This window comes from Nocardia sp. NPDC050713 (assembly GCF_040654315.1).
In the GTDB taxonomy this organism is placed as follows: domain Bacteria; phylum Actinomycetota; class Actinomycetes; order Mycobacteriales; family Mycobacteriaceae; genus Nocardia.
Map to the genome: position 1 here is coordinate 635049 of NZ_JBFAHS010000002.1, position 20753 is coordinate 655801.

The window sequence follows — 20753 nt, forward strand, 5'->3', positions numbered from 1 at the left end:
ATGTCGGAGAGTGTCCCGCAACGCCGGGCGGAGGTGCGCGCCCTTGCCCGTTTGGCGGGTGATGAGCTGGGCGGCGCGGTGGATGGCATCGCGACGATCCATCGGGCGGTGTCGAATCGTGTTTTCGCCGCGGTGCGCTGGGGCGTCGGTCCCGCTGCCGAGCCGGTCAAGGTGGTGCACGATGCGATCAGCGACGGCGTGTACCGGATCGTCGGCACCGCCGCGATCACCGCGGGGGCGGTGGGCGAACGGGCGGCGGATATCCCGGGCGCGCCACCGTCCCGCACCGTGTGGGGGTCGGGATTCCTCGCGGCGCTGCAAGGTCTGATCGGCGACCGCCTCGAGGACGGCATGCCGATTCTCGCGGCTCCGATGTCGCTGCGGGTGGATGGGAATCCCGTTGCGCCGGAGTCGATTACCGCGCACCTCGCGCCGAGCGGACACCTGGTGGTGTTCCTGCACGGCCTGGTCGAGACGGAGCACGCGTGGCGATTGGGTGGGCGCGCGACGTACGGCGAGCGCTTGGCGACCGATCTGGGGTGCGCGTGCGTTCAGGTGCGGTACAACAGCGGGCTGCACATCTCCGAGAACGCGCGGGAGCTGTCCGATCTGATGGAGCGGCTGGTCGAGCATTGGCCGGTGCCGGTGCGGCGCATCTCGTTGGTGGGGCATTCGATGGGCGGGCTGGTGGCGCGGGCGGCGTGTTTCGGTGCGGCGCAAGAGGATCGGGTGTGGGTGCGGTCGGTGCGCCAGGTGGTGTGTCTCGGCTCGCCGCATCTGGGAGCGCCATTGGAGCAGGTTGTCCATCGGTTGTCGGCGGCGCTGGTCCGGCTGCCGGAGACCCGGCCGGTGGGCCGGATGCTGCGGCGGCGCAGCGCGGGGATCCGGGATCTTCGGCACGGTTCGCTGGTGGACGAGGATTGGCGCGGGGTGGACGCCGACGCGTTGGAGCGGCGTGCGGTGCGAGAGGTTCCGCTGTTGGAGGGTGCGGACCATTATTTCGTCACCGCCACGTTCACCAGGAGTGCGCGTCATCCGCTTGGCCGGGTCTTCGGTGACGGTCTGGTGCTGAGCCCGAGCGGTTCGGGTCGCGGACGGGCGCGGCGGCTCGGTTTTCTGGAGGAGAACGGTCTGCATCTGCCGGGCGCGAATCATTTCACGCTGCTGAACCACGAGGCCGTGTACGAGGCGTTGCGTGGGTGGTTGGGCGGTGAGCCCGCCGCAGCCCTCGGTGCGGGCCGGGCGGGTCGAGGTTCGCCTCAGAAGAGTCGTTCGGAGTGATTGTCGGCGGCGAAACGGACGTCGGCGGCGAAACGCTCCTCGATGTCGGTGTCGTCGTCGTGGTGCGCGGCGTAGAGCAGCAGGCAGCCGCGGATGCCGTCCAGGAGGTCTTCCAGCAGGTCGAGTGCGGGGCGGGCGGGGTCGAGTCGGCTGACCCGGAATTCGGCGAGCAGCGCGGCGCGGGTGGCTTTGTCGAAGTCGTAGCGGCGGGCGTGCTCTTCGAGTTCGGCGACCCGGGCGACCACGGCCCACGGCGCCGGCAGGTGGCCTTCGGAGACCGAGACGGCTTCGGCGATGAGGTCGGTGACGATGTCGGTGGCGGTCTCGCCGCTGTCGAGGCGTTCCAGGACGAGGCTGGGCGTTTCGACAGGGATGGCTTCGATGTCGTCGGCTTCGGCGATGACGTCGGTGATGGGGAGGTCGGCGAATTCGCCGGCGACCTCGGCGGCGGCGTGCAGCCAGTGGGCGGCGGCGACGGAGGCGGAGGCGGGGTCGAGATCGGTGAACAGTTCGGGCGCGCCGAGTGGGTCGGTGCGCAGCAGAGTGTCCGCGGCGTGGACCTGGGCGGGTGAGACGTCGGGGCGGGAGAGTTCGACGGCTTGGCGGGCGCGGCCGGAGAGGTCGCCGAGTTCGGCGGCTTCGATGGCGGCCTGCTCGCGGCGGATTTCGGCGACGATGGTCTCGGTGAGTTCGTCGGTGTCGATGCTGTGCAGGCAGCGGCCGACGCGGTGGGCGGATTCGACGACGCCGCTGTAGGAGACGAGCAGTCCGGCTTCGGTGGGCAGGTTGGGGTCGCGCAGGCCGTTCTCGACTTCGGTGAAGTTGCGGCGTTCTTCGGCGCGGCGCCAGGCTTCGCTGTCGGGGATGTCGGGGTCGCCCGCGGCGGCCGCGGGGTGGGTGTAGGTGCGCCAGTGGAAGCGCGACAGCGTGGTCAGATTCGACGCCAGATCCGTTGCCAGCTCGGGTGTTGTCGGCGGCAGCAGGGCCACCGTCTCCGCCAGGTCGCCGCGTCCGGTCGCCCAGATGGCGACGAGTGCGTTGCGGTCGGCGTCGAATGCGTATCGGGTCACGTGGCACATCCTCACGCATCGGGTGGCGGCGTGGGGGTATTGGGTTGCATTGGTTGTGGCTCCGGCGGCGTTTCGGCGTGGCACGCTGGTGGCCATGACTCTCGATCACGGTGATCCCGGTGACGCGCCGTCGGTGCCCGGTCCGCTCGGTGCGGTGGTGAACGCGGCGCGGCCTTCGGCGGCGGAGGAGGCGAGAACCGTTGCGGCGGCGACGAATATCGCGACTTTGGCGAGCCTGAGCGAGGACGGGGCGCCGTGGGCGTCGTTCGTGACGTACGGGTTGTTGGACGGTGCGCCGGTGTTGTGTGTGTCGCGGATGGCCGAGCACGGCCGGAATCTGGCGGGCGATGCGCGGGCCAGTCTGTCGATCGTGGCGCCGGAGCGGCCCGCGGATCCGTTGGCGGGTTCGCGGATCACGCTGGCGGGGGTGGTGGAGCGTCCGGTGGGCGCGGAGTTGGCGGCAGCGCGGGAGGCGCATGTGGCGGCGGTGCCCGCGGCGCGGATGTATGTCGAGTACAGCGATTTCTCGCTGTGGGTGTTGCGGGTCGGCCGGGTGCGGTGGGTCGGCGGGTACGGGCGGATGGATTCGGCGACGGCCGAGGAGTATCTGGCGGCCGAGGCGGATCCGGTGGCGCCGGTGGCGGCGCGGGCGGTCGCGCATCTGAACGACGATCACGCGGACGCGCTGTTGTCGATGGCTCGGGTGCTCGGTGGTTATCCGGATGCGACGGCGGCGCTGTGCGAGCGGGCGGATCGGTACGGGCTGGACCTGCGGGTGGAGACGCCGCGCGGGGTGGCGCGGACCCGGGTGGGTTATGCGGAGCGGCTGGATGGTGTCGACGGATTGCGTGCGGCGACAGTGGAATTGGCGCGGCGGGCGCGGGAGGGCTGAGGTCGCGGTCGGCTGAGTAGTCCTACGCTTCCGGTCACGTGCGGACTCGGTGATGCTGGCTGTCATGGAGCGGTATCGGGGGTGGCGGACGGCATGTCCGCCGGTCGTGGCGGATTCACTGATCATCGTCCGCGAGGGTGGTGCGTGATGCGGCCGCGAATGCTGGGGCGAGTATGCGGCGGTCGCTGTGCGAGGCCGGACTCGTCGTCGGAGGTGCCGGATCCTCGGTGCGATGCTCCCTCTCCGAGGCGTCGCGGCTCGATGATCGCACGGGCCGCTTCCTGCCCTGAGGCTCAGTCGCAGTAGGAGTTTTACGATCCCGCGTGGCAGCGGGATGATCGGGCAGAACGCCGCAGAGCCACCGGATCCTCGGCGGGATAATCACTCGCCGAGGCGGCGCGGCTCGATGATCGAGCGGATCGCTCCCTGCTCTCAGGCTCAGGCGCAGTAGGAGCGTTACGCGCCCGCGAGGCAGCCCGGCAAGCACGCCGATCAGCGACCGCGGCGACGTCGGTCGCATGGGCTCAGGCCGGGTCGCGGGCGGGCACGGTGAGCATCGCGACGAGCATGTCGGCGATCTCGGCGGTGTCGGTGTCGAGGTGCGGGGTGCGGCTGCCGTCTTGGAGTGCGCGTTCGTAGTCGGCGACGAGTGCGAACAGCACGGTGGTCATGGTTTCGAGGCGTCGGCGGCGGTGGCGGGGCGACAGCTGCGGGAGCGCGGCGCCGAGGCGGGTGGCGATGATGCGGACCGCGGCACGGTCGGCGCCGGCGAGGCGGCGGGCGTCGGCGATGACAGGGTGGGTGCGGACGACTTCGAGGAAGCGGCCGTAGTGGCTGGTGCGGTCTTGGCCGACGAGTTCGAGCATGGGTCCGACGAGCATGCCGACCAGTGCGTGCGGGTCGGCGCCGGTGCCGTCGGCTTCGTGGGCGGCGAGCAGTTCCATGCGGCGCTGTTCGAGGCGGTTCATCCGGCGCTCGACGATGGCTTCGACGAGTCCGTTGCGGGAGTCGAAGTAGTAGTGCACCGCGGAGTTGTTGCGTTGGCCCGCGGCGGCGGCGATGTCGCGCAGCGGGACGTCGACGCCGCGTTCGGCGATGAGTCGCTCCCCCGCGTCGAGCAGGGCGGCGCGCGAGTCGTCGGCTTGCATAGGCACCCACTGTACTGAACCCGAGTCTTGACCAAGTTAATCACCAGTGATTAATTGGCTGGGAGATGTTCGCCATGGCGATGCCGTGGGCGTGCCGCCCACCGACGAGCTGTTGTCCGGCGACGACCGAGCAGGAAGGCTGATTCCATGCGGTTCACGTACGCGGAGACGATGACCGACCCGTCCTACTACGTGCCTTTGGCGCAGGCCGCCGAGGCGGCCGGGTACACCTCGATGGCGGTGGCCGACAGCGTCGCCTATCCGCGCGACTCCGACGCCACCTACCCCTACACCCCCGACGGCAGCCGGGAGTTCCTGGAGGACAAGCCGTTCATCGAGGCGTTCGTGCTCTCGGCGGCGATGGCGGCCGCGACGACGAAGCTGCGGTTCACCCCGTTCGTGCTGAAGCTGCCCATCCGCCCGCCGGTGCTGGTGGCCAAGCAGGCCGCGTCGGTGGCGGCGCTGAGCGGCAACCGATTCGGCCTCGGTGTCGGGATCAGCCCGTGGCCGGACGACTTCGAGATCATGGACGTGCCGTTCGAGAAGCGCGGCGCGCGCATGGACGAGTGCGTCGACATCGTGCGCGGCCTCACCGCGGGCGGCTATTTCGAGTACCACGGCGAGTTCTACGACCTGCCGCCGATCAAGATCAATCCGGTGCCCACCGAGCCGATCCCGATCCTCATCGGCGGGCACAGCGGTCCGGCGCTGCGGCGTGCCGCCCAGCGCGGCGACGGATGGATGCACGCGGGCGGCGATCCCGCCGAGCTCGATCGGCTGCTGGCCAAGCTGGACAAGCTGCGGGCCGAGTACGGCACCCGCAAGGATTTCGAGGTGCACGTCATCTCGCTGGACGGTTTCACCGTCGACGGTGTGAAGCGGCTGGAGGACAAGGGCGTCACCGACGTCATCGTCGGCTTCCGCAATCCGTATACCCGCGATCAGGACACCGAGAGTCTGGAGACCAAGATCGCGAACCTGTCCCGGTTCGCCGAGCACGTCATCGCGCGCACCGCGTCCTGAGATCGGCGCGGTCGGCCGCATGCCCGCCCGAAGACTCGCGCACGGCCGAGCGAGGGCAGCCGGACGAAGTCGGGCCTCGAGCCGCGCATGGCCATAGCGAAGGCACAGGTACGCACCAGGGGCGCAGTCGGACGAAGTCCGTTCGCGAGCCGCGCACGGCCGTAGCGAAGGCGGAGGTACGCATACGGTGGTGCGGTGAGCATCGCCGACCGATTGAGCGCATCGCTGGGTGTCGCCGTCCACGCGGTGACCGACCTCGGGACGAGCCACGACTGGACGCTGCACCGGGCGGAGCTTTCCGACGGTCGCGTCGTCTTCGTCAAGGCCGCCGCGGACCGGGATGGGGTGTTCGCGGCGGAGGCGGCCGGTCTGCGCTGGCTCGGGGCGGGCCATTCCGCGCTGGTTCCGCCGGTGCTGGCCGCCGAGGACGGGATGCTGGTGTTGCCGTGGTTGCCCGACGTCGCGCCCTCGCCTGCCGCGGCGGCACGCTTCGGCCGGGATCTCGCTGTGCTGCACGCGGATTCGCCGGGGGTCTTCGGCGCGCCGTGGCCCGGCTGGATCGCCGAACTCCCGCTGGACAACACGCCGAGCGAGGGTCCGTGGGCACGCTGGTACGCCGAACGCAGGTTGCGCCCGTTCGTGTCCCGCACCGCGGACGTGCTCGGCGCGGACGGGGTGCGGCTGTTGGAGCGAGTGATGGAGTCCATCGAGGAGTTGGCGGGTCCGCCCGAGCCACCGGCGCGCCTCCACGGTGATCTGTGGTCGGGCAATCTGCGCTGGACCGAGGCGGGCGTGGTGCTCATCGACCCGGCGGCGCACGGCGGGCACCGGGAGACTGATCTCGCGATGCTCGCATTGTTCGGCGCACCGCACCTGGATCGGGTCGTCGCCGCCTACGAGCGGACTCGCCCGCTGGCGGCGGGGTGGCGTTCTCGGGTTCCGCTGCATCAGCTGCATCCGCTGCTGGTGCACGTCGCGCTGTTCGGTTCCGGGTATCGCGCGCAGACTCTCGCCGCCGCCCGCGCCGCACTCTCGGCATGACTCAGGAACTCAACGCGTTCAAGTACTTTCGCGTTTCGGCGTCGGCGGGGAAGAACGATTCGATGGCGAGCTCGGCGACGGTGACGTTCATCGGCGTGCCGAACACGGTGGTCACCGACAGAAACGACAGTTCCGCGCCGTCGTGGCGCAGCCGCAGCGGGACGGTGACCTGCTCCGGCTCCGGTAGCGCGACCTCGGTTTCCCCGCCCGGGTAGGCGCGCAATTCCGCGCGCAGCGCGATCAGTTCCGGGGCGCCGGTGATCTCGATCTGGCGCGACAGCCGGGCGAACAGGTGTCCGCGCCATTCGGGGAGGTTGGCGATCCGCGGCGCGAGGCCGCCGGGATGCAGGCTCAGCCGCAGCGCGTTGACCGGCGCGGTGAGCAGCCCCGCGTCGATACCGGTGAGCATCACTGCCACACCGGCGTTGGCTTCCACCATGTTCCAGTTCCGGTCGATGGCCAGCGCCGGGTAGGGCTCGTGGCCGACCAGGATCTGGCGCATCGCCTGCCGCACCGCGTCCATCTCGGGGGTGTCGAGGGTCGGTTCGGCGTAGGCGGGCGCGTAGCCCGCCGCCAGCAGCAGACGGTTGCGTTCGCGCAGCGGTATGTCGAGGTGATCGCACAGGTGCGCGAGCATCGTGCGGCTCGGGGTGGCGCGGCCGGTCTCGATGAAACTGAGGTGGCGCGCGGAGGTTTCGGCGCGGCCGGCCAGCTCCAGCTGACTCAGTCGACGCTCGAGCCGCCAGTGCCGCAGCAGATCGCCCGCTGTTCGAGTACTCACCTCGCCGATCCTACGAATCCGGCGGGCGCCGCACGATTACCCGCGAGGTAATGAGCGCGGCTCAGGGCGCGGTGCCGCGCACGGTGCGGTCGGCCGCCACGTACGCGCGCGACACCGCCGAGGTCATGACGTCGAGCAGATCCACGACGAGTACGCAGTCGAGGTCCGGTTCCGCGTCGTCGCGCAGTTGGGCGAGCCCGGATCTGACGCCGTCGTGGACCGCGTGCTGGATCTCGTCGATGGGTACACCGTCCAGCGCCCACCGGGTGGTGTGACGCTCGAGGGTGCGCAGCATGCCGTCCAGCGAGGTGTCGGTGTCCTCCACCAACGCCAGCGCGAGGTCGAGGCCCATGCGGATCGCCGTGCCGAAGTCCCGCACCGGAGCAGACATGCCGTCGTCCTCGGCGTCGTTGGGGCCCATGTGGATTCCGCTTCCTCCCGATGTGCCCCCACGGTATCCACCAGCAACCTCGAAAGCGATTCGGCGGCGCGAATTCGGCAAACACCCTCGCCGGGCGATCTGGTCGTTGTGACCAACCCCAAACCGGGACGCCTCGTGTTGAGATTCGAGCACCACTTGACTAATGCGACGCACACGGAATCCATTGGCATTTGGTGAAATAGGAGAACTGGCGCGCGCAGGATGAAAAAGACGCACGATTCACATGATGGACCGGCGATCGCACCGACGCGCACCTCGATCGAACCGCCCGGCAATCGCTCACCTGCGGCAACCCGCGAGCACCCGCCGAGCTTTCGCGAACGGCGCCGATCAGATCGGCCGGAAACCCGCACCCACGAGGTCACGTGCGTCCAGATCCGCGACCACCGCATGGATGTCGGTACCCACTTCCGGCCCGAAGCAACCCACGCCGAGGTAGGCGTTCACCATGCCGACGAGCGTCGTGCCGACCACCACGGGCGCGCCGGAGTCGCCTTCGAGCACGCACAACTGGGTCCAGGTCTCGGCGGCCGGGCCCACACCGCCCCACGCGACGCCGCAGGTGGTTCCGGTAGTGCGGCCCTTCTTGCAGACGACCGCCGGGAACCGTGCCGGTGCGCCGAGGCCGGTGATCGCGAGGTCGCCGAGCTGACGCACCGGCGTGACCCGCTCCGGGTCGAATTCGATGACCGCGTAGTCCAGTACGGGATCGGTATGGGCGAACCTGCCGATCACGCCGTAGTTGGGATCGGATTCGGCGAGCACTGTCGCTCCCGCGTTCCCGCAGTGTCCCGCGGTGAGGCCGACCAGACGCCCGGCGCGATCATTGCCGATCGCGGTGAGCGTGCATTCGGCCTGGTTGGCGATGACGATGCCCGAGCCGCCGCCGAGTACCGGCGGATCGGCGGCGGTCGCGGTGCCCGCGACCGGAGCGAGGAATACCGTGGCCGCCATCGCCAAGGCGGAAGCGCCGCGCGTCACTACGGTGTGCCGTCTGACGTCGCGGCCTTTCGGCAGCTGACTCATCGAAGCTCCTCTCCGCGGGTCGGCGACCGGAGGTGTCCGCCGACGGTCAGTGGTTCGTTGGTGAGGACTACCGCGAAACCCGTGCGGCAAACACCACCGCCCTCCGCCGAGCCTTTCGTCGCAAGATCGGTTGCTCTACGCTCGAGGAGGGTTTGTGTCGACAACGAGCCCCGGGAGTGGCCGTGCGCGGAGATCGGCGGAGAATTCCGGGTCTCGCGGCGCTACTGGCCGCGGGACTGCTCGTCGGCGGCTGCGTCGACGCACCCGCTCCGCAGTCGCCCGCGCCCAGCACCTCCGTCGAGTCGCCGAACCAGGTCGCCGGGGTGACGATCCCCGACGGACAGGTCGGCCAGGCGGTGGATCGGCTCGACGAACTCGCCCAGAGCCTGCTGGCGACCTCGCATGTCCCCGGACTCGCCGTCGCTGTCGTGCACGACGGAAAAGTGGTGTACCGCAAGGGTTTCGGCGTGCGCGCGGTGGGCTCGGACGCCAAGGTCGGTCCGGAGACGGTGTTCCAGCTGGCGTCGGTGTCGAAATCGCTCGCGGCGACGGTCGTCGCACGGCAGGTCCCCACGGGCGCCGTGCGATGGGATACTCCGGTGCGCCAGCTGCTGCCCACGTTCGCGTTGAGCGATCCGTACGTCACCGAGAAGGTCACCGTCGGTGATCTGTTCGCGCATCGGTCCGGGCTCCCCGATCACGCGGGCGATCTGCTCGAGGATCTCGGCTACGACCGCGACCAGGTGCTGGAGCGGTTGCGGGAGCTGCCGCTGGACGCCTTCCGCGACTCCTACGCCTACACCAATTTCGGTCTCACCGCCGCCGCCGTCGCGGTCGCCACCGCGGCGGGCACCGACTGGGAGACGCTGTCGGACAAGGAGATCTACCAGCCGCTCGGCATGACCTCGACGAGTTCGCGGTACAGCGACTTCCGCGCACGCACCGACCGCGCCGACGGTCACGTGCTCGTCGACGGCACGTATCGGGTCGCGGACCCGCCGCGCGATCCCGACGCCCAGTCCCCTGCGGGCGGGGTCAGTTCGTCGGTGGACGATCTCACCAAATGGATGACGATGATGCTCGCCGAGGGCCGACCGTTCCTCGCGGCGGACGCGTTACGACCCGCGGTGTCGCCGCAAGCGGTGTCCGCCCCGCCGACGGCCTTCGACGCGCGCGCCGGGTTCTACGGCTACGGCTTCAACGTCGGCGTCTCCCCTGCGGGACGGGTCGTGCTCGGCCATTCGGGCGCCTTCGACCTCGGCGCCGCCACCGCGTTCACCCTGATCCCCTCGGTGAACGTCGGCATCGTGACGCTCACCAACGCCGCGCCGATCGGGCTGCCCGAGACGCTCAACGCCGAATTCGCCGACCTCGTCCAGTTCGGCACCGTCCGCGAGGACTGGCGCGCGCTCTATCGGGAGGCGTTCGCGCCGTTCAGCGCGCCGAGCGGCAGCCTGGCTGGTGCGTCACCACCCGCGCGGCCCGCCCCTGCGCAACCGCTGCCGTCCTACGCGGGTCGCTACGACAACGCCTACTACGGTCCGGCCACCGTCGCCGTCGAGGACGACGCGCTCACCCTCACCCTGGGGCCGCGGAACATGCGTTTCCCGCTGCGTCACTGGGACGGCGACACCTTCGTGTTCACCCCGACCGGCGAGAACGCCACCACCGGCTCGGTCTCCCGCGCCACCTTCTCCGGGAACACCCTCACCCTCGAATACTTCGACGCCGACGGTCTCGGCGTCTTCACCCGAACCTGACGCGGTTCACCTCGTACGGTCGAACACCCCGCGCACGTACGCCGCCTGGCCCGCGTGCTGGAGATCGTCGGAGATCACGCTCACCAGTCGAACGGCGAGGGTGACCGGTGGGTCCCAGCGGGTGTCGATCACCTTCGCCAGATCCGTGTCGGTCAGCTCGCGCACGAAGTCGAGGGTCCGCTCGTGCACGGCGTCGTAGTAGCCCGACAGCGAGTCGGCGGACGCGCGCACCAACGCGACCTCCTCGGGGCCGTCGCCGTAGCCGGTCGCTTGTTCGTCCAGCGGCAGGCCGAAACGGCCGTACCAATCCTGTGCGGTCCACACCTGCTCGGTGCCCGCGACGTCCGCGACATGATCGTCCTGCACCCGGGTCAGGTGCCAGATCAGCCAGGCGATCGTGTTGGCGCCCGGGTCGATCCGGAAGGTCAGCGCGTCCTCGTCCAAGCCGTCCACGGCCTCGTACACCGCTTCCCTCACCCGCTCGTACCCGTCGGTGAGCAGCTGCGCGCTCGTCATCGCCATCGCCTCCTCGCGTCGTCGATGTGCTCCCGTCCTCGGGACCTACCCACTGCGGGGCGATCCACGCGACAGTGTCACGGCGCGGGGTACACCGGCGATATGCACTGCACCGCGTAGAGCACACAACCGGACCACCCGTTGCCACAGGTACCCAGTGAGGACATCGTGACGTCACCCGGATCCCGCCATCTCGACGTTCGCCTCGGCGACATCGAGGCCCTGCGCACTCAGGCACAGCTGTCGGTCCGCCGCCGCGACGCCGCGGGCGCGGTGCGCGATCTCCACCGGGCCGGGGCGATCGCCGAGGAATTGGTTCGTGATGCGGAAACGTGGAGGCCGCGCGATGCGGAGGTGCTGCGCGTCCTGGTGCGTGTGATCGAGCTGGAAAGCGAGATCGCCCGTGCGATCGACGCTCGCACCCTCGCCTTCGGCGACGTCAGCGCGTTGAGCGAGGCGTTGGCCAGGTTCTCGGCGAGGTCGCGCGGGGACGGTGCGCTCCACGTCAGCGGCGACTGCGGCCGCGTCGATCACCGCAACCGATAGAAGCCCGAGCCGACCTGCGTTCGGCTCGGACGACGCGCCTCAGGCGCCGTGGCGCCTGCGCTGCGCGGCCTCGGCGATCAGACGCAGGCACGTGTCGTGCTCGTTCTCGCCGGGATACCGTTCGTTGCGCAGCCGCAGCATCGCCTGCGCCACATCGATGCCCAGCACGCTCGACAGCCGCACGGCATCGACCTTCGACATGTGATTCCTCCGATTGAACTCAGTTGAAAAGCGAATGATCCGACCATGACGTACCCGAACCGCGGGCCGTCGAACCCTCGAAGATCCTGCCGCGCCTCGTTTTCCGCCTTTCACCCACCCCCGCCACTCGCCCGCGAACTCGTCTCCCGCTGCCCCGCCTGCCACCATGGGATCCATGGGCGACATCCGGATCGGCACCTCGGGATGGTTGTACCGAGGCTGGCGCGGCGTGTTCTACCCGGTGGGACTGACCCAGCGGCTCGAGCTCGGCTACCTGTCCGAGCGAATGGACAGCGTGGAGATCAACGGATCGTTCTACTCGTTGCAGCGACCGTCGAGCTACCTGCGCTGGGCCGAACAGACACCGGAGGACTTCGTGTTCGCCGTGAAGGGCAGCCGTTTCATCACCCACATGAAACGGCTGCGCGACGGCGACACGCTGCTGGCGAATTTCCTCGCCTCCGGCGTTCTCGCTCTCGGCCCCAAACTCGGGCCGATCCTGTGGCAGCTGCCGCCGACCATGCCGTTCGACCCGGACCTGCTCACCGGCTTCTTCGCCCACCTGCCGCGCAGCACCGCGCAGGCCGCCGAGATCGCGAGCAGACACGATCACCGCGTCGACCCCGCCCACACCACCGCCGACGCGGACCGGCCGCTGCGCCACGCGCTGGAGATCCGGCATCCCAGCTTCGTCACGCCGGAATTCCCGGAGCTGTTGCGCGAGCACGGAATCGCGCTCGTGGTCGCGGACGCGGCGGGCAAGTATCCGCTGCTCGAGGACGTCACCGCGGATTTCGTGTACGTCCGGCTGCACGGGCACGACGAGCTCTACGTCAGCGGGTACACCGACGAGGGGCTGGACATGTGGGCCGAGAAGATCCGGTCCTGGGCGCGCGACGGCGACGTGTACGTCTACTTCGACAACGACGCCAAGGTGATGGCCCCGCGCGACGCGCTGGCGTTGCGGGCCCGCGTCGCGTGCTAGCGTCGAAGACAAGGTCCGCGGCGGGCCTCCGGACGAGGGCTCAGTACCCGGACAGCGACAAGACTGACCATGGAGGTCGGTCGTGGCTTGGGTCGTTCTTCTCGTCGCCGGGGTGTTGGAGGCCGTATGGGCCACGGCGCTCGCCGAATCCCGCGGTTTCCGGCGTCTCGTTCCCACCCTCGTGTTCGCGGCGGCGCTCGTCGCCAGCATGATCGGACTGGCGTTCGCCATGCGCAGCCTGCCCACCGGCACCGCCTATGCGGTGTGGGTCGGCGTCGGCGCGGTGCTCACCGCGGTGTGGGCGGTGTCGACCGGCAAAGAGCGGACGAGCCTGGCGCGGACGCTGCTGCTGTGCGGGCTGGTCGCCTGTGTGGCCGGACTGAAGGCGGTGAGCTGAGATGGCGTGGCCGCTGCTGATCGTCAGCGCGGTGTTCGAGGCCGTGTGGGCGACCGCGCTCGGCATGTCGGACGGGTTCTCTCGGCCGGTGCCCACGGCGGTGTTCGGAATCGCGTTGGCGGTGAGCATGATCGGGTTGGCGCTGGCCACCCGGCGCATACCGATCGGCGTGGCTTACGCCGTGTGGATCGGCATCGGTGCGGCGCTCACCGTCGGGTACGCCATGGCGAGCGGCGCCGAGACCGTCTCGGCGGCCAGGATCGCCTTCCTCGGCGGCATCATCGCCTGCGTCATCGGACTGAAGTTCGTGCAATAGGGTGCGAAGACACCGGCGTGGCGTGCGCCGAAGCCGCGGGCATCGGGCTGGTCGACCACTGCGCGCCCGACGCCGAACTCGATCGGTATGTCATCGATCTCGCCGAGCGCATCGCCGCGAATTCGCCCGGCTCGCACCGCATCTACAAGGCGCTCTACGCCAACACCCGGTCGATGGAACGGACCGCCGCGTTGCGCGCGGAGACCGAGATGGCGTTCGGCTTCCCCGACGACGCCGCGGCGCGACTCGCCGGAGGAACCCGCGGCTGCCCCCTCGACCCGGCACACTGTCGATATGGCAGCGCTGACCACCCGACGCACCTACGCCAAGCAGGTCGCCGTGTGCGGGCCCACCGCGTGCACCCGCGCCGACGCCGCGAACGCCACCGAGGTCGGCCGACTGCTCGCCACCGCGGGGGCGACCGTGCTGTGCGGCGGCGGCTTCGGTGTGATGGCCGCCGTCGCCGAAGGCGCGTCGCGGGCGGGCGGACTGGTGATCGGGGTGCGGCCCGACATCGACCGCGACGCCGCCTGCGCGGGACTTTCCGCCGTGCTGTTCACGAACATGGGCGAGGCGCGCAACGCGATCCTGGTGCGCTCCGCCGACGCCGTCATCGTCATCGGCGGGTCCTGGGGCACGCTGTCCGAACTGGCGCTGGCACGGCACCGCGGCGATATCCCGGTCGTCTCGCTCGGCGGTTGGCAGATCCTCGACGCCGCGGGTGAGCCGTTGCAGGCCACACTCACCGCCGCCGACCCCGCTGAAGCGGTGCGGCTCGCGATCGGGTCACGCCGGGGTTGAGTGTGGCGCGCCGGGTTCAGCGGGCGGCGGCGCGGGAGAGGTTCCAGCTCTGCCAGGTGTCCTCGGGCAGGTCGTCGCGGATCGGTTCGAGCACCTCGGCGCGCATCGGTTCCGGGAGCCGGTCCAGTGCGGGGACGACGTCGGGCGAGAGGGTGCTCAGATAGTCCGTGTCGAGCGTCTTGCCGTTCGTCCAGCGGTCGATGTTGCGCTCGGCGACCAGGCGTTCCGGATTCAGGATCGCGAGCATCAGCAGCGTCGCCAACGCCGTGCCGAGCGCGGCGCGCGGCAGCCAGGCGCGGCGCAACCGGACCACCGCCGCGAGCACCAGCACGTAGATCAGTCCGAGCCAGAGCTCGAACGCCTCCACGAGCACGCGCAGCACCGTGAAGCCGTAGGCCTGCTGATAGGTCCACATGCGGCCGAGCGCGGAGGCGACGAGCACCAGCGACAGCGCGGTCACCGAGCCGAGCAGCGCGCGTAGCCACGTTCGGTCGCGTGCCGAATCCTGGTCGGCGAACCGCAGCACCGTGAGGATCACCGCCAGCGCCAGCATGGTGACGATGGACAGCTGCCCGAAACCGCTGCGCGCGTACTGCGCGTAGGTGAGGCCCGCGGTCTTCTGCACGTAGTCGTCGCCGCCGAACAGCGCCGCGAACTGAGCGGCGACGAACGCGGCGAACAGCGCCGTCAAAGCGCCCACCGGCAGCGCCCACTCCCACCGGCTCACCGTGCGGCCCGAAACTTTCTCGCGCGGCATCGAATCCGCCGACCTCGGCGGACCGGCCAGCAGGAACATCGCGCCGAGGCACCCCAGCGCCACCGCGACGGACACCAGCGTCCATCGCACGAGCGACCCCGTGTCGACGGCGGGGACCAGCCGGTTCAATATCGAACCGAAGGTGGCGTCGGCGCTGCCGAGCAGCGGCGCGAAGACAGCGAGCAGCGCGACGGTCGCGCCCACCGAGAGTCCGGCCCGCCACGTGCGCGTCTTTCGCGCGTCGCGCGCCCGGCGCGCACCCTCGGACACCCACAGCACCGCGGCGGACGCTTCCAGCGGCACGGCGATCGCGTCGTACCAGATGCCGTGCACCGAGCGGCGCGGCACCACGGCGAGCGAACTGGCGAAGACCGCCGCCAGGACGCACAGCACGAACAGCCACCCCGCCGCCCGCACCGCGCCCACCGCCAGCAGCGCCAGGGCGAGCGCGGTCCACCACAGTCGCGCCGGGTTGTGCCGCAGCAGTGCGCGAATCGAACGGTCGCCGGTCGACTCGCCCTGCTCGACTGACGCGCGCGCCCGTCGATCGACGACGAACACCGCGCCCGCGGCGACCAAGGCGGCGAGCACCCAGCCGATGCCGGGGCGGTCCCACGGGACCAGTACCGCGGCCGCGACTCCGGCGACCAAGGCGGCGGGCAATGCCGCGAGCGGATAGGCGACCCTGCGCCACTTGGGTATCGGCGCGATGGTCAGTAGGCCGGATCGTCCGGGTACTGGACTCATCGGCTGGAGTGCGCCTGGGGTCGAATTCGCCTGACTGTCAGGGTCTTTCGCGGTGGTATCCGCGGTCTTCACGAGCTTCGTCCCGGATTCGGTGGGCTGTTCGGCGGTCTTGTCGGAGGAAATCGACGTCTTGCTGGTAGCCGGAGCATCCGACGAGGTCACCGTTCGGGTGTCAGCCGAAGCACTCGGCGTTGTCACCGCCCCGGCCTCTGCCGAAGCAACTGACGATGTCGCAGTCATGGCGTCGGCCGAAGCGTCCGACGATGCCGCCGTTTTGCCGTCTACCGGAGCATCCGCGGACTCTGCGGCGGCCGTGGCGCGCGCAGCCTGCTCGCCTGCCTCAGACGAGACCGTGCCGGACCCCCGCGAAGCCGTGCCGCGGTCCGAGGATTCGCCAGCACCCGGCGACCCGGGCGAGCGAGTACGTTTCGCGGCGGCGTCATGCGAGGACGAACCCACCGTCGCGCCGTCCACCGTCTTGTCGCTTCCGTCGGTGGACGCGACGGTCGCCGTGTCGGGGGCGGCGGCCGACTGGTCGGCTCCACCCGCCGAACCTTTCCGCGTTTCGGCGGCCGCCGGGCTCGTCGCCATCTCGAGGCCGGTCGATCCTGCTCCACCATCGGAGCCTTCGCGAGTCTCAGCGGCCGCCGTCTCCAGGGCCGTCGACCGCGTGGCACTCTCGCTGGCGCTTTCCGGGGCCGCAGCCGTTGTGTCCGGCGGTTCGGGCGGCGAATCATTCCGTCCGGTCGGTTCTTTACTCATGAGCCCCTCCGATTTCGGGTGTGCGTGATCGCCCCGGCACCTCTGGCGGTCCGGGTTGCGGTGGGTGGGTTGTTTCGGTCGGGTCCGGCCCGTCAGGGTGCGGGCAGGACCACGCGGATGCGGGAGCCGGGGTCGGCCACGGCGATGGTGCCGCCGTGCAGGTCGACCAGCCAGCGGGAAATGGCGAGGCCGAGTCCGGTGCCGCCGCCGTTGGTGCGTCCGCCGCGGGTGAAGCGGTCGAAGACGGTGGCGCGTTCGGCGGCCGGGATGCCGGGACCCTCGTCCTGGACATCGATGACGAGTTCGCCGTGCTGCGCGTGGGCGGTGATCCGCACCTCGCCGCCCGCCGGGCCGTGCCGCGCGGCGTTGTCGAGCAGGTTGATCAGCACTTGGTGCAAGCGTGCACGGTCGGCGTCGACGCACGCGGTGTCAGGCCGCACGTCGGTGCTGAATCGCACGCCGCGGCCCTGCGCCGCCGCCATCACCTCGGCCTCGGCGACCACCTCGGCGAGCAACGGCGCGACCGGGATGTTCTCGCGATCCAACGCCAAGGCGCCCGCCTCGATGCTGGACAGGTCGAGCAGTTCGGAGACCAGCAGCCCGAGCCGTTCGGTCTGGGCCAGCGCGGTGCGCAGCGTGCTCGGATCGGGTTCGGATACACCGTCGACCAGGTTCTCCAGCACGGCGTGCAGCGCGGTGATCGGTGTGCGCAGTTCGTGCGAGACGTTGGCGATAAGGTCGCGGCGCTGCTGGTCGACGGCGGCGAGGTCGGCGGCCATCCGGTTGAACGCCTCGGCGAGCTGCCCCACCTCGTCGCGCGAACTCGCCCGCACCCGGCGGGTGTAGTCGCCCTGGGCCATGCGCTGAGCGACCGCGGTCATATCCCGCAACGGCCTGGTGATGCCGTGCGCGAGGATCTGAGAGGTGATCAGGGCGATCAACACCGCGGTCAGGGTGGTTCGCGGCGGCAGCCAGCCGATCTGGAAACGGAAGAACCCGAACGCGAGACCACCCGAGACCACCATCAGGATCGCCAGCTTGAGTTTCACCGACCGCACCGGATCCAGCGGCCGGGGAAGCGCCTCGGCCACCGTGTCGGCGAGCGCGCGGCATCGGCGCGTGAACTCCGACGGTGTGGCGTCCTTCGTGCGCGCGTCGGTGGTCATCGCGCCTCCAACGCGTAACCCACGCCGTGCACCGTGCGGATCAGATCCGCGCCGAGCTTGCGTCGCAACGCTTTCACGTGACTGTCGACCGCGCGGGTGCCCGCGGCGTCGGCCCAATCCCAGACCTCCTCGAGCAGACGTTCCCTGGCCAGCACCACCCGCGGCCGCCGCGCCAGCCGGGCGAGCAGCTCGAATTCCAGTGGCGTCAGCTTGGCTTCGGTGTCGCCGCGCCAGACGCGATGCTGCTCCAGATCGATGCGCAGATCGCCGACGACGATCGCGGCGCCCTCCCGGTCGGTGGCGCGCTCGACCCGGCGCAGCAGCGCGTGCACCCGGGCCGCGAGCACGCGCATCGAGAACGGCTTGGTCAAGTAGTCGTCCGCGCCGACGCCGAGCCCGACGAGCTGGTCGGTCTCGTCGGTGCGCGCGGTGAGCATGAGCACCGGCACGCCGCGCCCGGCCTGGATGCGCCTGCACACCTCGAGGCCGTCGAAGCCGGGCAGCATCACATCCAGCACGACCAAGTCGGGCTCGTTCGCCTCGACCGCGGCCACCGCGCCGGGTCCGTCGTGGGCCAGTTCGACGGCGAACCCCTCCGCCCGCAACCGCGCGGCCACGGATTCGGCGATGGTGACCTCGTCGTCGACCACCAGAATCCGCCGCGCCTGCCCGTTGGCCGCCGCGCCGCGCTCCCCATTCCGAAGCTCCATGCCCGGAACCCTAACCACCCGCTGTGGAGAGCAGCGTCGGCAATTGTGGAGATTCGGTGTGCACTCCCGGCGGCCATCCTCATCGGCGGGCCTTCGCCCATGTTCAGGTTGTCGACGTGATCCGTCCACCGGCGTCGACCGGGCGCGCCTCGTGGACGATGCCCTCGTGCTCCGCGCCGCGCCGGAAACGCAGCAGCCGCAAGGCATTCGCCACCACGAGCAAGGTCGATCCCTCGTGGATGAACACCGCAGGACCGATGGGCAGGCCGATCAGCGTCGCGGGCACCAGGACGGCGACGATCACCAGCGCGAAAGTCAGGTTCTGCCGGATGATCCTGGCGGTGCGCCTGCTCAGCGCCACGGCGAAGGGCAGGCGGCCGATGTCGTCGACCATCAGCGCGACATCGGCGGTCTCCAGCGCGACGGCGGAGCCGCCCGCGCCCATGGCGATGCCGACCGAGGAGTTCACCATCGCGGGCGCGTCGTTGACGCCGTCGCCGACCATGGCGGTGCCGCCGCCGAGCCGCCCGATCATGGTGACCTTGTCCTCCGGCAGCAACCCGCCGTGCGCGGCGTCCAAGCCCATGTCGGCGGCGACGGCGTCGGCGACGCGCTGGTGGTCGCCGGAGATCAGCACCACGTCCTCGATGCCGAGGGCGCGCAGCCGCGCGATGACGGGCGCGGCCTCGGCGCGCGGGGTGTCCATCACCCCGACGACACCCAGGTAGGCGCCCGCGTGCCGGACGATCATCGTGGTGCGTCCGCGCGCGTGCAGGTCGTCGACGATGTCCGCGATCGGCGCGGGCACCCCGTCGGCCTCCAGCTCGCCGAACATGGTGAGGTTGCCGACTTCGGTGGGATGTCCGTCCACCAGGGCGGTCACGCCGCGTCCGGTCACCGAGTTCACCTCGGTCGCGCGGCGAGCCGATTCTTCCGGCAGCAGCGGCGCGAGGTCGCGGGTGATGGCGGTGGCCAGCGGATGGTCGCTGTAGGACTCGACCGCGTGCAGCGTCGCGATCAGCTCGGCGCGCGATTCCGGACGGACCGCGACGATGTCGGTGACCCGGGGCAGCCCCCAGGTGAGCGTGCCGGTCTTGTCGAAGGCGATGGAACGGACCCGGCCCAGCGTCTCCAGCGGCCCGCCGCCCTTGGCGAGCACACCGGCCTGCGCGGCCCGCGCCACACCCGAGAGCACGGCGCTGGGCGTCGCGATCGCCAGCGCGCACGGGCTGGCCGCGACGAGCACCACCATCGCGCGGTAGAAGCTGTCGGCGAACGGTTCGGTCAGCGCGATCATGCCGAAGGCGAGCACACCGAAGACCGCGGCCAGCACGGCAGGCACGTAGAACAGCTGGAACCGGTCGATGAAGCGCTGGGTGGGCGACTTGTGCGTATCGGCCTCGCGGACCATGGTGATGACCCGCGCCAGCATGCTGTCCGCGGCGCGGCTGGTCACCAGGACGTCCATCGCGCCCGAGCCGTTCACCGTGCCCGCGAACACCCGGTGCGGCTCGGACACCGGTGCGCGGTCCACGGTCGCTCCGGTCAGGGCGCTCTTCTCCACCGGAATGCTCTCACCGGTGACCGATGATTCGTCGACGCTGCTCGTTCCGTCGATCACGATGCCGTCGGCCGCCAGCCGCGAATTGGGCAGTACCACGACGACATCGCCGACCGCGAGGTCCTCGACATCGACATCGCGCACCGCGCCGTCGTCGCCACGAACCAGCGCGGTGCTCGGCGCGAGGTCCGCGAGCGCCTCGATGGAGCGCTTGGCGCGGCCCATCGCGTACTCCTCGAGCGCGTGCCCGAGGCTGAACAGGAACAGCAGCACCGATCCCTCGGCCCACTTGCCGACCGCGGCCGCGCCGAGCGCCGCGACCAGCATCAGGAAGTCGACCTCGAACCGGCCGCGCCGCACCGTCGCGACGGCCGTGCGGATCGTGAAGAAGCCGCCGAGGAAATAGGTCGCGGCGAACAGCGTGATCGCGGCCCAGGGCGGCGCGGAGAACAGATACTCCGCCGCCATGCCCGCGGCGTAGGTGACACCGGCGGCGATGGCGAAGATCAGCTCGCCGCGCTCGCCCAGAGTCGAGTGCCCGTGTTCGTGCATGTTCGCTGTCGACTTCATACGGCGATCATATGCATAGATCGCTATATTTGCATAGGCAAGGCGTCGTCACCGAACCGTGTCCCCGCCGCGACGATCGGCCATGTCGGGTCTCGACATCGCCGCGGCCTCCTCGAATATTTCCCGGCCGCGATCCCGACGCCTCGAGCGACGCCAAACCTGTTGACAGCTGGGCATTTATCGCACCGGAGCGGTCGGCCCCAATTCACCGGCAAACCCTGGGCATCGCGACGGATACCGCACCGGCCACCGCC

The 20753-nt window shown here is 70.3% G+C and carries 22 protein-coding genes and 1 riboswitch; of the genes, 11 read left to right on the forward strand and 11 right to left on the reverse strand.

The genetic code is table 11. The features are described 5' to 3' along the window. Nucleotides 1-1281, forward strand: coding sequence for an alpha/beta hydrolase (locus AB0H49_RS06355; RefSeq protein ID WP_357247843.1), 1281 nt, complete (start codon nucleotides 1-3; stop codon nucleotides 1279-1281). Here AB0H49_RS06355 and AB0H49_RS06360 read toward each other — a convergent pair. Then, nucleotides 1260-2351, reverse strand: coding sequence for a hypothetical protein (locus tag AB0H49_RS06360; protein WP_355001295.1), 1092 nt, complete (start codon nucleotides 2349-2351; stop codon nucleotides 1260-1262). The genes AB0H49_RS06355 and AB0H49_RS06360 overlap by 22 nt on opposite strands. A 94-nt stretch (nucleotides 2352-2445) precedes the next feature. Between AB0H49_RS06360 and AB0H49_RS06365 the strand changes: the two genes are divergently transcribed. Then, nucleotides 2446-3243, forward strand: coding sequence for a DUF2470 domain-containing protein (locus AB0H49_RS06365; protein ID WP_357247846.1), 798 nt, complete (start codon nucleotides 2446-2448; stop codon nucleotides 3241-3243). A gap of 524 nt (nucleotides 3244-3767) precedes the next feature. On the opposite strand, the gene AB0H49_RS06370 is transcribed toward AB0H49_RS06365, so the two are convergent. Beyond that, nucleotides 3768-4391 (reverse strand): TetR family transcriptional regulator, encoded by a 624-nt coding sequence (locus tag AB0H49_RS06370; protein WP_355001293.1) that lies wholly within the window; start codon nucleotides 4389-4391, stop codon nucleotides 3768-3770. A gap of 147 nt (nucleotides 4392-4538) precedes the next feature. On the opposite strand from AB0H49_RS06370, the gene AB0H49_RS06375 reads away from it, so the two are divergent. Both AB0H49_RS06375 and AB0H49_RS06380 read left to right on the forward strand, forming a co-directional pair. Further along, entirely contained in the window at nucleotides 4539-5414 is an 876-nt protein-coding gene (locus tag AB0H49_RS06375) for a TIGR03619 family F420-dependent LLM class oxidoreductase (protein ID WP_067783268.1), read from the forward strand. A 195-nt stretch (nucleotides 5415-5609) separates the two neighbouring features. Next, nucleotides 5610-6455: a fructosamine kinase family protein gene (locus AB0H49_RS06380; protein ID WP_357247851.1), complete on the forward strand. Its 846-nt coding sequence runs from the start codon at nucleotides 5610-5612 to the stop codon at nucleotides 6453-6455. Nucleotide 6456: 1 nt separating this feature from the next. On the opposite strand, the gene AB0H49_RS06385 is transcribed toward AB0H49_RS06380, so the two are convergent. The 3 genes from AB0H49_RS06385 to AB0H49_RS06395 form a co-directional block, all read right to left on the reverse strand. Further along, nucleotides 6457-7236 (reverse strand): helix-turn-helix transcriptional regulator, encoded by a 780-nt coding sequence (locus tag AB0H49_RS06385; protein ID WP_357247854.1) that lies wholly within the window; start codon nucleotides 7234-7236, stop codon nucleotides 6457-6459. A gap of 61 nt (nucleotides 7237-7297) precedes the next feature. Beyond that, nucleotides 7298-7657 carry a hypothetical protein gene (locus AB0H49_RS06390; protein WP_355001290.1) on the reverse strand — a complete coding sequence of 120 codons (360 nt, stop codon included), beginning with the start codon at nucleotides 7655-7657 and terminating at the stop codon, nucleotides 7298-7300. 351 nt (nucleotides 7658-8008) lie between these two features. Beyond that, nucleotides 8009-8632, reverse strand: a complete 624-nt coding sequence (locus tag AB0H49_RS06395; RefSeq protein WP_357247994.1) for a S1 family peptidase — start codon at nucleotides 8630-8632, stop codon at nucleotides 8009-8011. 254 nt (nucleotides 8633-8886) lie between these two features. Between AB0H49_RS06395 and AB0H49_RS06400 the strand changes: the two genes are divergently transcribed. Next, nucleotides 8887-10464, forward strand: a complete 1578-nt coding sequence (locus AB0H49_RS06400; RefSeq protein ID WP_357247857.1) for a serine hydrolase — start codon at nucleotides 8887-8889, stop codon at nucleotides 10462-10464. A gap of 6 nt (nucleotides 10465-10470) precedes the next feature. Here the strand turns inward: AB0H49_RS06400 and AB0H49_RS06405 are convergent, their stop codons facing one another. Beyond that, nucleotides 10471-10980, reverse strand: a complete 510-nt coding sequence (locus tag AB0H49_RS06405) for a DUF664 domain-containing protein (RefSeq protein WP_357247860.1) — start codon at nucleotides 10978-10980, stop codon at nucleotides 10471-10473. 168 nt (nucleotides 10981-11148) lie between these two features. Between AB0H49_RS06405 and AB0H49_RS06410 the strand changes: the two genes are divergently transcribed. After that, nucleotides 11149-11526 carry a hypothetical protein gene (locus AB0H49_RS06410; RefSeq protein WP_357247863.1) on the forward strand — a complete coding sequence of 126 codons (378 nt, stop codon included), beginning with the start codon at nucleotides 11149-11151 and terminating at the stop codon, nucleotides 11524-11526. Nucleotides 11527-11565: 39 nt separating this feature from the next. On the opposite strand, the gene AB0H49_RS06415 is transcribed toward AB0H49_RS06410, so the two are convergent. Continuing rightward, entirely contained in the window at nucleotides 11566-11727 is a 162-nt protein-coding gene (locus AB0H49_RS06415) for a hypothetical protein (protein WP_355001286.1), read from the reverse strand. Nucleotides 11728-11902: 175 nt separating this feature from the next. Here AB0H49_RS06415 and AB0H49_RS06420 point away from each other — a divergent pair, with 175 nt between their 5' ends. The 4 genes from AB0H49_RS06420 to AB0H49_RS06435 all read left to right on the forward strand — a co-directional run bounded on the left by AB0H49_RS06420 (nucleotide 11903) and on the right by AB0H49_RS06435 (nucleotide 14226). Beyond that, nucleotides 11903-12712: a DUF72 domain-containing protein gene (locus tag AB0H49_RS06420; protein ID WP_355001285.1), complete on the forward strand. Its 810-nt coding sequence runs from the start codon at nucleotides 11903-11905 to the stop codon at nucleotides 12710-12712. An 8-nt stretch (nucleotides 12713-12720) separates the two neighbouring features. After that, nucleotides 12721-12784: riboswitch (guanidine-III (ykkC-III) riboswitch) on the forward strand. A 10-nt stretch (nucleotides 12785-12794) separates the two neighbouring features. Beyond that, nucleotides 12795-13109, forward strand: coding sequence for a multidrug efflux SMR transporter (locus AB0H49_RS06425; protein ID WP_355001284.1), 315 nt, complete (start codon nucleotides 12795-12797; stop codon nucleotides 13107-13109). A 1-nt stretch (nucleotide 13110) separates the two neighbouring features. After that, nucleotides 13111-13425, forward strand: coding sequence for a multidrug efflux SMR transporter (locus tag AB0H49_RS06430; RefSeq protein ID WP_357247868.1), 315 nt, complete (start codon nucleotides 13111-13113; stop codon nucleotides 13423-13425). A 294-nt stretch (nucleotides 13426-13719) separates the two neighbouring features. Beyond that, nucleotides 13720-14226, forward strand: a complete 507-nt coding sequence (locus tag AB0H49_RS06435; protein ID WP_355001282.1) for an LOG family protein — start codon at nucleotides 13720-13722, stop codon at nucleotides 14224-14226. Between the two features lie 16 nt (nucleotides 14227-14242). Here AB0H49_RS06435 and AB0H49_RS06440 read toward each other — a convergent pair whose 3' ends face one another. Beyond that, the gene (locus AB0H49_RS06440) at nucleotides 14243-15730 is read right to left on the reverse strand and encodes a DUF4173 domain-containing protein (protein WP_357247872.1); all 1488 of its coding nucleotides are present in this window, start codon (nucleotides 15728-15730) and stop codon (nucleotides 14243-14245) included. Between the two features lie 52 nt (nucleotides 15731-15782). On the opposite strand from AB0H49_RS06440, the gene AB0H49_RS06445 reads away from it, so the two are divergent. Beyond that, nucleotides 15783-16520, forward strand: coding sequence for a hypothetical protein (locus AB0H49_RS06445; protein ID WP_357247875.1), 738 nt, complete (start codon nucleotides 15783-15785; stop codon nucleotides 16518-16520). A 64-nt stretch (nucleotides 16521-16584) separates the two neighbouring features. Here the strand turns inward: AB0H49_RS06445 and AB0H49_RS06450 are convergent, their stop codons facing one another. The 3 genes from AB0H49_RS06450 to AB0H49_RS06460 all read right to left on the reverse strand — a co-directional run bounded on the left by AB0H49_RS06450 (nucleotide 16585) and on the right by AB0H49_RS06460 (nucleotide 20499). Then, entirely contained in the window at nucleotides 16585-17658 is a 1074-nt protein-coding gene (locus AB0H49_RS06450; protein WP_357247879.1) for an ATP-binding protein, read from the reverse strand. Further along, the gene (locus tag AB0H49_RS06455) at nucleotides 17655-18368 is read right to left on the reverse strand and encodes a response regulator transcription factor (RefSeq protein ID WP_357247883.1); all 714 of its coding nucleotides are present in this window, start codon (nucleotides 18366-18368) and stop codon (nucleotides 17655-17657) included. Before AB0H49_RS06455 ends, AB0H49_RS06450 begins: the two co-directional genes overlap by 4 nt. A gap of 103 nt (nucleotides 18369-18471) precedes the next feature. After that, nucleotides 18472-20499: a heavy metal translocating P-type ATPase gene (locus AB0H49_RS06460; RefSeq protein WP_357247886.1), complete on the reverse strand. Its 2028-nt coding sequence runs from the start codon at nucleotides 20497-20499 to the stop codon at nucleotides 18472-18474. Between the last annotated feature and the right edge of the window lie 254 nt (nucleotides 20500-20753).

Coding starts and splice junctions, on each gene's coding strand:
- AB0H49_RS06355 (WP_357247843.1), top strand. CDS start 1: ATGTCGGAGAGTGTCCCGCAACGCCGGGCGGAGGTGCGCGCCCTTGCC.
- AB0H49_RS06365 (WP_357247846.1), top strand. CDS start 2,446: ATGACTCTCGATCACGGTGATCCCGGTGACGCGCCGTCGGTGCCCGGT.
- AB0H49_RS06370 (WP_355001293.1), bottom strand. CDS start 4,391: ATGCAAGCCGACGACTCGCGCGCCGCCCTGCTCGACGCGGGGGAGCGA.
- AB0H49_RS06375 (WP_067783268.1), top strand. CDS start 4,539: ATGCGGTTCACGTACGCGGAGACGATGACCGACCCGTCCTACTACGTG.
- AB0H49_RS06390 (WP_355001290.1), bottom strand. CDS start 7,657: ATGGGCCCCAACGACGCCGAGGACGACGGCATGTCTGCTCCGGTGCGG.
- AB0H49_RS06395 (WP_357247994.1), bottom strand. CDS start 8,632: ATGGCGGCCACGGTATTCCTCGCTCCGGTCGCGGGCACCGCGACCGCC.
- AB0H49_RS06405 (WP_357247860.1), bottom strand. CDS start 10,980: ATGACGAGCGCGCAGCTGCTCACCGACGGGTACGAGCGGGTGAGGGAA.
- AB0H49_RS06415 (WP_355001286.1), bottom strand. CDS start 11,727: ATGTCGAAGGTCGATGCCGTGCGGCTGTCGAGCGTGCTGGGCATCGAT.
- AB0H49_RS06420 (WP_355001285.1), top strand. CDS start 11,903: ATGGGCGACATCCGGATCGGCACCTCGGGATGGTTGTACCGAGGCTGG.
- AB0H49_RS06430 (WP_357247868.1), top strand. CDS start 13,111: ATGGCGTGGCCGCTGCTGATCGTCAGCGCGGTGTTCGAGGCCGTGTGG.
- AB0H49_RS06435 (WP_355001282.1), top strand. CDS start 13,720: ATGGCAGCGCTGACCACCCGACGCACCTACGCCAAGCAGGTCGCCGTG.
- AB0H49_RS06440 (WP_357247872.1), bottom strand. CDS start 15,730: ATGAGTCCAGTACCCGGACGATCCGGCCTACTGACCATCGCGCCGATA.
- AB0H49_RS06450 (WP_357247879.1), bottom strand. CDS start 17,658: ATGACCACCGACGCGCGCACGAAGGACGCCACACCGTCGGAGTTCACG.
- AB0H49_RS06455 (WP_357247883.1), bottom strand. CDS start 18,368: ATGGAGCTTCGGAATGGGGAGCGCGGCGCGGCGGCCAACGGGCAGGCG.
- AB0H49_RS06460 (WP_357247886.1), bottom strand. CDS start 20,499: ATGAAGTCGACAGCGAACATGCACGAACACGGGCACTCGACTCTGGGC.